Source organism: Chryseobacterium sp. JV558 (assembly GCF_033712365.1).
Lineage (GTDB): Bacteria > Bacteroidota > Bacteroidia > Flavobacteriales > Weeksellaceae > Chryseobacterium.
In genome coordinates this window covers 25,349-37,585 of sequence record NZ_WJHU01000008.1, presented here as the reverse complement: position 1 = coordinate 37,585, position 12,237 = coordinate 25,349, and the positions used below count along the sequence as shown (strand labels likewise).

The 12,237-nt window shown below is 33.7% G+C and carries 7 protein-coding genes and 1 tRNA gene; all 8 read left to right on the top strand.

The features are described 5' to 3' along the window. The first annotated feature begins 168 nt into the window (after positions 1-168). Positions 169-242: transfer RNA gene (locus tag GFU89_RS20290), tRNA-Asp, on the top strand. A gap of 1,281 nt (positions 243-1,523) precedes the next feature. Beyond that, positions 1,524-2,285 carry a GLPGLI family protein gene (locus GFU89_RS20285; RefSeq protein WP_318848856.1) on the top strand — a complete coding sequence of 254 codons (762 nt, stop codon included), beginning with the start codon at positions 1,524-1,526 and terminating at the stop codon, positions 2,283-2,285. Positions 2,286-2,316: 31 nt separating this feature from the next. Then, entirely contained in the window at positions 2,317-5,034 is a 2,718-nt protein-coding gene (locus GFU89_RS20280) for an outer membrane beta-barrel protein (protein ID WP_318848855.1), read from the top strand. Positions 5,035-5,638: 604 nt separating this feature from the next. Further along, positions 5,639-5,875 (top strand): IS1 family transposase, encoded by a 237-nt coding sequence (locus GFU89_RS20275; protein WP_318848957.1) that lies wholly within the window; start codon positions 5,639-5,641, stop codon positions 5,873-5,875. Positions 5,876-5,892: 17 nt separating this feature from the next. Then, positions 5,893-7,590 (top strand): cyclic peptide export ABC transporter, encoded by a 1,698-nt coding sequence (locus GFU89_RS20270; RefSeq protein WP_318848854.1) that lies wholly within the window; start codon positions 5,893-5,895, stop codon positions 7,588-7,590. 36 nt (positions 7,591-7,626) lie between these two features. Beyond that, positions 7,627-10,038: a penicillin acylase family protein gene (locus tag GFU89_RS20265; protein ID WP_318848853.1), complete on the top strand. Its 2,412-nt coding sequence runs from the start codon at positions 7,627-7,629 to the stop codon at positions 10,036-10,038. A 49-nt stretch (positions 10,039-10,087) separates the two neighbouring features. Continuing rightward, positions 10,088-10,405, top strand: coding sequence for a hypothetical protein (locus tag GFU89_RS20260; RefSeq protein WP_318848852.1), 318 nt, complete (start codon positions 10,088-10,090; stop codon positions 10,403-10,405). A gap of 77 nt (positions 10,406-10,482) precedes the next feature. Further along, positions 10,483-12,219 carry a hypothetical protein gene (locus GFU89_RS20255; RefSeq protein ID WP_318848851.1) on the top strand — a complete coding sequence of 579 codons (1,737 nt, stop codon included), beginning with the start codon at positions 10,483-10,485 and terminating at the stop codon, positions 12,217-12,219. Positions 12,220-12,237 lie beyond the last annotated feature (18 nt).

Below are 12,237 nucleotides of genomic sequence, written 5' to 3'. Positions count from 1 at the left end.
TTAAAAAAAGCTATATATTTGCACCAGTTAAAAACAAACGCTCTTAGATTGTTTACAAAAGTGACTTAGTAAGTAAAAGGGCAGTTTAAGTATATGGATAGGTCTTTTCTGAAAAGTATAAGTTTCGTCCGGATTGCAAAATTTTTGTCAATTTATTTTAAAAAAATTGATCCGGTAGTTCAGCTGGTTAGAATGCCGCCCTGTCACGGCGGAGGTCGCGGGTTCGAGTCCCGTCCGGATCGCAACTATTTAATCAAAATAGTATAAATGCTGTAAAATATATATTTTACAGCATTTATTGTTTTGTATCAGTTTCAAACGGAGCTAAAAAACCACAATCTGAAAGTGACCTAGGCTTCCTCCCACAAATAGAAGTTTCAATAAAAACATCTGAAAATGAGGAAAGCCTCTATTAAAGGTGTTGAGAATGTAAGTTATACATTGATGAGAATAAAAAATAGAATTTCAGTATTGTATAAAAGGCAAAATTTTTTTCTACCCAAAAAGAAAAAGTTCTTTGATACTTCGACGTGCTTATTACAGGCTTTGATGTTAAAATGGAATAGCAGGAAAAAGAAATAATAACTATCCCTGAAACGATATTCTTGTTCATGTATTTTTAATTTTTTATAAGGAGTTCACGAATCTCATACTTCGATTTCTATTGAAAGGATTGTGACGCTACTTTACAACAAGAAGCTCGATTATTTTGTAATCGCTCTTTGTTAATGTGTTCAATATGAGGTCTTATATCGATAAGTTCGGATTTTGAATGAATCTCATCAGAAGTATAAATTTGATGTCGGTAATGAGGTTGGATGGAATTGTAATCATGAATGAAAAACTCAATGCCTTTTTGAAACTCATTAGAATGAATTTCATCTTGGCTTCTGAGATATTTCTTAAGAGTTTTGAAATGTCCTTCAATCATGGAATTAGAAAAATGCACATCTTTTAGGGTAATTTTCTTGTGAATAGTCACTTGGCTGTGTCAGATAAAATTCCGGACTCTGAAATTATTTTTTCAGCACCACCATTTACAACCAGATCTAATTAAGTAGGAGAAAGAGTTTTACCAAATTGAATTAGTATTGCTTCTTTCTCTCATATGTATTTGTGGATAGAAGCAGATTTGATAAGTGTTCATTAATAAATATTTTTTTTTAATTTGTATAAAAAAAGTATTAGATTTGAACAGATTTTAAATCACCAAGCCGAGTATAATACTGGGAGTATATAAGAAACTTAAATATATGTAAAATTAACTGTATATTAATGTGATATAGATCTGAAGGGTTTAGTTTAAAAGTTAGGATCTTTTCAATGGATATGGTTTGAGTTGCCATCATAAAGGAAGAAAACGATTGTTTTGGTACTTTCACAGAAGCTGCATATCGTTTTTTATTAGAATGAATGAAGTTTAAGACAAATTACCAATAGACAGCATTGGGCTTTTAAGAAAACAGACCAGAATAGGGAATTAAAACTAATAAATTATTGATCTTAAATTATATAAAAACAATATGAATACTAAAATACTTCTGTTATTAGCCTTAATATTTTCATTTCAGGTGTTTTCCCAGGAACAAACAATCGAAGCAGATTACGAAACCCATGTTTTCATGGACCCGGATATGGTCATCAATAAAATACCATCACAATACCGATCTCAGGTAGATGCTTCGATAAGAGAAGAAATAAAAAAGGGTATTTCCATGGATTATAAATTACTGACAGACGGAAAACAGTCGGAATATCAATTACAGCCAAAAGTCAATAACTCGCAGGGCGTGGATGGTATCATTTTAAATCAACTATCATCCCAAGATAAAGGGGCTTTGATTAAAAACTTAGACAGTTTATCTTTTCTCAAAGAAGTGGATGTTATGGGGGCTAAATATCTGATCAAAGGTAAACTGACCATAACAGATTGGAAAATTTCAAATGAAACAGAAATGGTTGGTGGCTATGCTGCAATAAAAGCAGAGGGAACGGCAAACGATTCTATAAAAGTAACTGCTTGGTTTTGTCCAAAGATTCCAGTAAAAGATGGTCCAGACCGGGCATTTGGATTGCCAGGATTAATCTTAAAGGCATCGTATACCATCAATAACATTGATTTTACTACAAATGTCGTAAAAATCGCAATCAGGAAACAGAAGCTAAAGTTAAAGAAAATATCCTCTGGAAAAATTGTTACGCAAAGCGAATTTGATGAAGAAATGAAGAATTTGGAAAAGAAGATGAGTGAGATGCATGATAGTGGCATAGATAAAGAAGACTAAAAGCAAATTATTTATCTTGTATACAAATTAAATGAAGAAATTCATCATCGGCCTATCATTTTTATCAATATTACTATTCTCAAATATGCTTACTGCTCAGGAAGTTTGTAAAATTAAAGGAATAGTTGTCGATTCGCTCAATATTGGATTGTATAATGTCTCGGTAACAGTATATGATGCTGATAGAAAAGGTAATGCCTTCACCTACACAGACAAATCGGGGTATTTTAATCTTCAACTTCCATGCAATCAAAAAGTTGATATTCATTTGGAAGCCTTAGGTTTTAAATCTAAGGTTATTCCGGTTGCTGCAAAACAAATTAGTGAGCAGGTGAAATTTACGCTTTCGGACAGTGAAGCACAGCTTGATGAGGTAATAGTTAAAGCTAGGATTCCGATAAAGATGAAAGGTGATACAATTGAATTTGACGCTGCTTCCTTTCAGACAGGTAACGAAGAAAATTTAGAAGATATATTAAAAAAACTGCCGGGAATAAAAATAGCTGATGGTAAAGTGTATTATGAAGGAAAAGAAATAAAAAACTTTACTGTGGAAGGCAGGGAAATTTTTGGAGGTAATATGAAACTTGTGAATAAAAACCTTCCTTCAGGCGCAATAAGTAAGGTGCAGATTGATAAAAAATTCAAGAAAAACCCGTTCGCCAATTCCTTGCAGCAAGATGATGATTTTTCTTTAAATATTGTTTTAAAAGAAGATAAAAAAAGCCTAGTTTTTGGAAATGTTTCTGCAGGTACCAATTTCAAAGAACATTCCGATCTCCAAGGAAAGGCATTTTATTTTAATCCAAAAGTAGATGTAACAGTGATCGCCGATTCCAACACATATGGCAAGGAAGTATTTACAAGAGAAGATATGATTGGATTTATGGGGGGCATTTCAACTTTAAAAAAGGAAGGTGGGCAATTTTCCTTAAGAAGTAATCTTCAGCCTTTTAATCTGGGGGATATAAAAGATGCCTCTGTGGCTAGAACAAATCTGGGGGCCATTCATATAGGTTATGCACCCAATAACAAGTTGTATGTAAACGGATTTGCTTTATATACAGGGAATTCGTTAGACTATACAACAATTGTAGATCGGCTTTTTAGCGATTTCTCATTCAGGCAAAATAAGCAAGAGTCACAAAAACTGCATTCAGGGCTGGCTCAGGCAAGAATTGATTATTTTCCTACAGCGAGATCGGAAATGAGATATAGGGCTATATTGAATATCATGGATAATAAGATGGAACAATCTATAGATAATTCATCATTTTCAAATTCCGCCATCGCAAATCTGGGGTTCCAAATGGCCAATACCAACCGAAATTTCATTAACTTTTCACATAATTTGTCCTATCTGAAAAAGATAGGCAAAAGCGATAATTTTGGTATTTACATCACTCATAATTATCAAAAAGACACACCAATATATGCTATAGAATCGTCGAACCCGATTTTTAATGATGCATTCAATAACCAAAATGAAGAAAATGGAATATATAAAATCAGACAGGCTCAGGCAACTAGCATCAATACCGTACAGGTATATTCTGAATACAATAATTTGATTACCAATACATTTAATCTAAAAGTTAAGCTTGGAGCCAATTTTAGTGCCCAGGATTTTACGAACAACATCTATTCGAACGGCAACCTGCTTTTGGAAAACCAGCAAAAAGCAGACGCTAGACTTTCCTATAAAGAATACTATGCCGATCTGAATTTAACAAAATCCTTTGCAAATTTAAAATTCGATTTGGGCGGAAGCTTGAGTAGATTTGATGAAGCCAATATTATGGTCAACCAACAGAACTCCAGATTGGAAAAGGTAGCCTTTTTGCCTCATTTGACTTTGAAGTATGAGTGGAATATTGCTAAAACGTTAACTCTTGATTATAAGAAAACATTTTCTTACCCAGAAATCAAGGAACTGTCAAATACCTATCAGGTGCAGAACACTTACTTGCTTTTTCTTGGAAATCCGTATCTGGATAGAGAAGTAAACCACAGACTGAAATTGGCTTACAGATATTCGAAATACACTTCTTTTTTTAATTTTTATTCCGAATTTTCCTTTAATTTAATAAAAAATAGTATCCAGACTACGTCTTTGTTTAATGTAAACACTCAACTGGATTCTAATGTGAATAACCATAAAAATGCTTATTCATACCTACTGAATTTTAATATGGATAAAAAGATTAATAAATTTTGGACCATTAAACTGGAAGGAAATTTTTCAATAAATGAATTTTATACACAAACAAATTCACTTGAAGGTAATTCTACAATGCTCTATTTAATTAAGAATGATATTGCTGGGAACAATTTGGTTTGGGCCAATACTTTTAAAATAAAAAAACGATTCGAATTTGGATTAGGGTTAAGTTATACGAACAACAAGTATAAGGTTCGCAATGAAGCTACGCAGCTGTTACTTAAAAATAATTTTGAAACTTGGAGCAATTTTGTCGATGCTTCTTTCGTTGTCACGGAAAAGTTTCTATTCAAGGCACATTACAGTTACGAAAAACAGACAAACAATAAGAAATATTTAAATGAATATAATGACTTGAGTTTTTCGATCAGGTATAAGCTATTCAGGCAAACTTATCTGGAATTGGTCGCGGCCAACTTGCTGGATAATAGACTTGTGAGTAACACTTTCGATTCGAACTATTCACAAATTGTTATCAAAAACAGATTGAGTGCGTATTATCTGCTAGGAATAAAATATAAATTTTAAATGCTGTAAAACAATTTGTTACAAAAAGGATCAGAAATATAACCCAACAGCTTAGTAAAGCAAACCAAAAAAAACGAAATTGTAAAAGGTAATTTTAAATAAAAACCAAACAGGTTCATTATAAAAATTGTATTGTTAAATTAAAATATATTTTATAAATTAGTTTTATGAAATGTTAAAAATATTAACCAGAAGATAAAATTAAAGTGGGCTTCATCATATATCTTTAAAGATATAAATGTAAAAATTACAATTGTTTTTTTATATTGGGAGCAAATTTTATGTCAAAAGTTTAAAACAGAGTAGACTAACTTTCGGAAATGTATTTGGAAGTAATGAGTTTTAAAGCTACAGAAAGAGTGTTAAATGTCAGTTACAGAACAGTGTATCAATGGAGTTTAAATGAGAAAAATTAGTTTCTCTGCTTAAAGAGGCTATAGAAATTGTCGAATTAAATGTTCATAGCCATATACAGAACGAAAAAAAACGACTGTTGGAGCTGGATTACTGTTGATAGATTTGGAAAACAGGTCATTGACTTTATTTATGGAAAAAGAAATACAATACATTCAAAAAGCTATAGGAGAAATTAAAACACACAGATATTAATGATTTTTGTTGTGATTATTGGAAAAGCCACCTGGACACAATCGCACAAAAAAAACATTGCAAATCAAAAAAAAAAACAGTTATGGTTGAAGGATATGATTCCAGAATCAGAAGTTATTTAGCTAGATTTAAAAGAAAAACAAAATGTTATTCTAAGAAACAATTTATGTTAGAAAATTCATTGAGATTATTATTTTTTAAGCTTAATAATCAATTAGATATTTTAAATTAGCAAAACCAAAAATTTCAATGATTGAGCATTCTAATTTTATAAAAGATACTTTTGTCAAAGGATTTAAGCCCAGTTTGTATATTAAAACAGTTATTCTTAGTATTTTATCAGGGGTTTTAAGTTTTATATACATCACATTTGTCAATTCTATTATGGTAGAGTTAATAGAAGGATCTATAAAATTCAAAAAGGAAAGTATGATCCTTTTGGTTTTTACTCTTTTATGCTTTATCTGGACAAGAAAAATGCTGTCTACAATTATTATTAACTTTTCGCAAGCATTTTTATGGGATATCAGGTTAAGCCTAATACAGCTCACCCTGAAATCTAATTTTGAATATTTTAAATCACATCAAAATAAAGTGTATGCGTCGCTGGTAGGCGATGTACCAAGTATTTCCCAGGCTTCTTTAAACATCATTCATTTTTCGGGCGCCTTTGTGATGCTTATCGCGTGTTTTGTATACATCTGGAATATTTCCCACGTGCTTTGCATAATTACAATAGGCGTTGTGATCCTTGGCGCTACGGTATATCAGGTAAGCAGTAGGCTAACCCATAAACATTTAATCAATGCTAGGAAGATTGAGGATGATTTTATGCAAAGTTTCAATGCTGTGATGTCAGGTTTTAAAGAGATCTTCATGGATTATAAAAAAGGTGAAGAGTTGTTTGAAGGACAAATAAAACCAATTTCTAAGGAATCCATATTCTCATCAAAAAAAGCACTCATAGGGTTGTTGAACAATCAAATAATCGGACAAATGTTATTTTACAGCCTTATGGGGGTCACATTAACTGTTTTTGTTGGATTGTTTCAGCTTGATATTGCTATTGTTTTAAAATATATATTTATCCTTTTATTCCTTCTGGGTTCGGTAGAAGCTATTATGGCTTTGTTGCCTAGCCTGATACAATCGAAGATTTCATATGATAAAATCAGTGCTTTACAAATAAGCTTGGACAGTCAGAAAGTACTTGTTGATGAAGTGGAGTTGGCAACTCGGCCTGAAGATTTTAAAGAAATCCAGATCAATGAACTTGAGTATGAGTATAATACGATGAGTGAATCCAATACAGTAATGAAAAGATTTAAAGTCGGTCCTATCAGCCTCAATATTTCTAAAGGTGATGTGCTTTTTATTTACGGAGGGAACGGAAGCGGTAAAACTACTTTTATATCTACATTCTTGGGACTGTTGAAACCTCAAAAAGGACAAATCTTCTTTAATAACGAACAGATTTCAGAAACAAAAAACAGATCATATAAAATGATGTTTGGGGTAGTCTTTTCCGATTTTTACCTTTTCGACGGGCTTTATAGTATTGACTCTTTTGATTTAGAAAAAGCAAACGATTACCTGAAGCTGTTTGAAATAGACCATGTTGTCTCATTTCAAGGTAAAAAGTTTTCTACCACAACATTGTCTACGGGACAGCGAAAACGCTTGGCCCTGATAAGCATCCTGTTGGAAAAAAAGCCTGTAATTGTCTTGGATGAATGGGCAGCTGATCAGGATCCGCAGTTCCGGAATAAATTTTATACTAAAATAATCCCGTTAATCATCAGTGAAGGATATACAATTGTAGCGATTACACATGATGATAAATATTACCATTGCGCAAACAAGTTGTATGAAATGGAAGACGGGAATATTAAACCAATTCATGAAAATATGCATCAACCCCATTATCCTAACTTTCTATGTCAGTAAGCTATTTATTACAGAAAAACACAAATTTACACTTCAATGAGAAAATTTAATTTATATTTTTTTTTCCCATTTGCTGTATTAATGCTGCTAATCGGTGTATGTTCTACCTCAATGTATAAGTTACCTCCGTTAGGTAAATTTTTAAATCCTGTCATTGGCATCAATCACAACTTTGAGAATGATGATCCTGAAGCTTTCTATTCTAATAAAGTGATGAAAGGCGTTGATGATAAAGTTGAGATTATTTTTGACGAAAGAAAAGTACCTCATATATTTACGAAAAGCGATGCCGATTTATATTATGCTCAGGGTTATGCGACTGCTTCGCTTCGTTTGTGGCAAATGGATTTTTTGAGCTATGTTTCTGCCGGAAGATTGTCGGAAGTTTTTGGCGAAAGTATGCTTACGCAGGATCGCAAGCAAAGAAGAATGGGTATGCTTTCTGCTGCCAAAAAATCGCTCAGGCTCATAGAATCTGATCCAGAAACCTTAAAATTCCTGAACGCCTACACCAAAGGAGTCAATGCATTTATTCAGCAGCTTGCTTACAAGGATTATCCTTTCGAATACAAGTTTTTTGACTATGCTCCAGAACCTTGGACAAATCTGAAATCTGTTTTGATCATGAAGCATATGGGCAATGTTCTGTCAGGTTATGAAGAAGACATCAGCATGACGAAGCTATATATGGCATTGGGAAGAGAGGATTTCTTAAAATTGTATCCAGATTATAACAATCATATAAAATCAATTGAACAGGATCAGGTAGCTGACACTAAAGAACTCAATTATGACCGGGTCCAGGACTATCTTAAAGACGGATTCATGGATGCTGACGGAGTTTTGCCAAAAAGCAATTATAATCCTAAATTGGGAAGTAACAACTGGGTTGTTTCAGGTAAGAAAACGAAATCGGGTTTTCCGATACTTTGCAATGACGTACATTTAAATTTGTCGCTGCCATCGCTTTGGATTGATATGCAACTTGTTTCTGATCACATAAACGTCTATGGTGTCACACTTCCTGGCATTCCATCAATCATTATTGGATTTAATAAAGATTTGGCCTGGGGTGTTACTAACGGAGCTGTTGATGTTAAAGATTGGTACAAATTAAAAATTTCCAACAATTATAAAAAATATGAGTTTGATGGCAAAATGGTTGATTTTAAATATGAAGTAGAAGAAATTAAGATCAAAGGAAAAGAATCATTTCACGATACAGTCCGGTATACCATTCATGGTCCAGTAGTAACTGACAATCAATTTAAAGATGCTCCGGAACTCGCTAATTACGCCTTAAAATGGGGACTTCTTTCTCCGTCAAATGAATTGAAAAGCTTTATGCTACTCAACAAGGCAAAGAATAAACAGGATTTTCTGGCAGCAATAAAAAACTTCACCTGTCCGGTGCAGAATTTTATTTTCTCAACCAAAACAGGCGATATCGGGATTATTCATCAAGGAAAGATTGCTAAAAAATGGATAGGACAGGGAAGATTCGTGTTGGACGGAACCCGAAAAGATCATTTATATTCCGGCTATATCGCGCAGGACAGCTTGCCACAGTTATACAATCCGAAATCAAATGTTATTTTTTCTGCAAATCAGCATCCGACCAAAAAAATGAAGTATTCATATACCAACGGATATTATTCAGAGGTCAGGGCAAACAGGATAAGTAAACTGTTGGAATCAGGAGATCAATTTGATATAGCCAAAATGAAAGCCATGCAACTTGATAATGTTAATGCTTTTGCCGCTGAAGCACTCTCTGCTTTAGCTCCCATAATCAGAAATAAAGTTGATAAAACCCCTTACGCAAAAGAATTTGAAGCTTTTGTGAAATGGGACGGGAATTACAACGCAAGTAGTACAGAAGCCGAATTATTTGAATTGTTCTGGAAAAATGTAAAGGAAAATACCTGGGATGAACTCAAAAGATATCCTTTTTACTTAAACCCGCCGGACAATTATGTGTTGCTGGATATGATCTTGAATGATCCGGGTAATAAATATTTCGACAAACAGGGCACGGCCGCTGTTGAAACGGCTTCGGATATTGTTTATTATTCTTTTATTAATGCCATAGCATCTAGGAAAGCGGGCGACAAATTAAAGCCATGGTCGATGTTTAATACTATTAACATTATGCACCCAACAGACATCCGGTCATTAGGAAGGTATGACATTCCAATGCCGGGACACTCTGATGCAATCAATGCTTTATCTAAAAACTGGGGCGCTTCCTGGAGAATGATCGTTGAATTTGGTGAAGACGGACCTCATTCCTACGGCATTTATCCGGGAGGACAATCAGGGAATATAGGTAGTACATATTACGATAATTATGTAAATACCTGGATTAAAGGCGGATATTATAAGCTGAATTTCTATTTGTCAAAAAAAGAAGCAAAAAAAATATTAAGACTATCAGGCAATGAATAAAATAATGAGAACCTTACTTTTGATTTTCGCAGTAGCCACAATAATAATTGTGATTTCATTATTTACAATGCTTCCATGGTGGAGTTTCGTTGTACCCTGCATTATTTTGGGGATTGTACTTCCTTTTCAGAAGTTTGGGCTATCGCCGTTTATGATCGGATTTCTGGCAGGATTTCTCGCCTGGAGTCTAGCACATGTCTATTATGATGTTAGCCTTGACTCGAAAATAATGGACAAGCTTGCTTTAATAATCGATTATCCCAAATGGTGCATTTTTGCCTTCTCAGGATTAATTGGGGGAGTACTATCCGGACTCGCATTGCTTACAGGACAAAAAATGTTTGTTAATGATTTCTCTAAACTTTAAAATTATATATGATGAACAAAATACTTATTTTGATTTGTTGCTTTTCTGTTTTCTGTATCAGAGCTCAAAAAAATAGTATGTCGCAATTTAAGTACGATATCGAGCTGAAAGATAATCCGGATGATGTGGTCAAAGTAAGACTGAAAATTAAAAACGCCAGTCTTTCGAATGATATATTCCAGTTTGTATCTTCAGCACCTGGGACGTACCAGATTATGGATATGGGACGTTTTATAAAGAATTTAAAAGCATATGATGGGAAAGGAAAAATTATAGCAACAGAAAAGATTGCTACCAATCAATGGAAAATCTCCGAGCCTAAAAAAGTAGCTGAGATTTATTATGAGGTAGCAGATACTTGGGATGCCGATGTGAAAGAACAGTATTTTTATTCATTTGCAGGAATGACTCTGGAGAAAGACCACGCACTGATCAACAGTTATTGTATAATTGGCTATTTTTCTGATTATGAAAAAGCAGATTATAAACTCTCATTTCATTACCCAAAAGAATGGTCTGTTGGAACATCGGCAAAAATTAACAAGAATGGCTACTATGAATTCAATAGTTTCGCGCAACTGGCAGATTCTCCTTTTTTATTCGGAAGGTTGTCAAAAGCTTCGTTTACTTATGACGAAATTCCATACACAATCTATGTTTATTCCCAAAATGATGAGATCGCTGCTGTAAATATTAAAGGACTTTTTGAAAATGCCGTGAGAGCCAATACAAAGTTTATTAAAAAAAGGCTGCCGGTTGATCATTACACCTTCCTTGTGGATGCTGAGAAGTTCAACATCAGGGGAACATTGGAATATAGCAATTCTTCGGTTTACGTAATGCCGGAAAAAGACCTTTCAGACACCGAGTTTCGTGACAATATTATGACCGATGCTGCTCACGAGCTTTTTCATTTAGTTACGCCAATAAATGTTAGGTCTGAATACATAAGTAACTTTAATTTTGCTTCTCCAAAAGCATCTGAGCATCTTTGGCTTTACGAAGGTACCGCTGAGTGGGCTTCAGATATCATGATGCTTCGGAACGGTACTTTTAAACTGCCTCGTTACCTGGAACAATTGTCGGAAAAGCTCACTATATCAGAGAAATTTGACAGTAAGTACAGTATAAGCCAATTGGCCCTAAATTGTTATACAGAAACAGGACGAGGCCAATATGAAAACATTTATCACAGAACAGTTATCGCATTGGATATGATAGACATCATGCTTCTCGACATGTCAGACGGTAAGAGAGGCTTGAGGGAAGTAATATTAGAGTTAAATAATATGTACGGAAAAGACAAGCCTTTTGAGGAAAAAAACTTTTTCTCTGTTTTTACAAAAATGACCTATCCGGAAGTAGGAGTGTTTTTAGACAAATACATTAAAAATACCGAAGTGATGCCAATTGAGAAAATATTTGAAAAAGTAGGCGTTAAGTATACCAAAGAACGAAAGACTGGAGATCAGGTATTATCGGTAGGTTATGAATTGTTTATTCCTGATGGTAAAATCAAAATCAGATATGTTACTCCTGAACTCAAAAAAATGGGACTTGAAGATTATGATGAATTTGTATCTTTCAACGATATAGAAACAAGATTAGATAACCAGGCAGAATGGCTTGGCAAATTCGCTATCTTAAAACCAAATGAAAGTTATGTACTTAAGGTAAAACGGGATGAAAAGATCATAACAGTACCATGCAAAGTAATCACCGTAGATCAGGTTGAAAAGCACATATTCGAAATGCTGGAAAACCCTAATGAAAGACAAAAAAAACTACAGGAATGTTGGACAAAAAATCTGTAGTTTTTAACACATAATTAT

Coding starts and splice junctions, on each gene's coding strand:
- GFU89_RS20285 (WP_318848856.1), top strand. CDS start 1,524: ATGAATACTAAAATACTTCTGTTATTAGCCTTAATATTTTCATTTCAG.
- GFU89_RS20280 (WP_318848855.1), top strand. CDS start 2,317: ATGAAGAAATTCATCATCGGCCTATCATTTTTATCAATATTACTATTC.
- GFU89_RS20270 (WP_318848854.1), top strand. CDS start 5,893: ATGATTGAGCATTCTAATTTTATAAAAGATACTTTTGTCAAAGGATTT.
- GFU89_RS20265 (WP_318848853.1), top strand. CDS start 7,627: ATGAGAAAATTTAATTTATATTTTTTTTTCCCATTTGCTGTATTAATG.
- GFU89_RS20255 (WP_318848851.1), top strand. CDS start 10,483: ATGTCGCAATTTAAGTACGATATCGAGCTGAAAGATAATCCGGATGAT.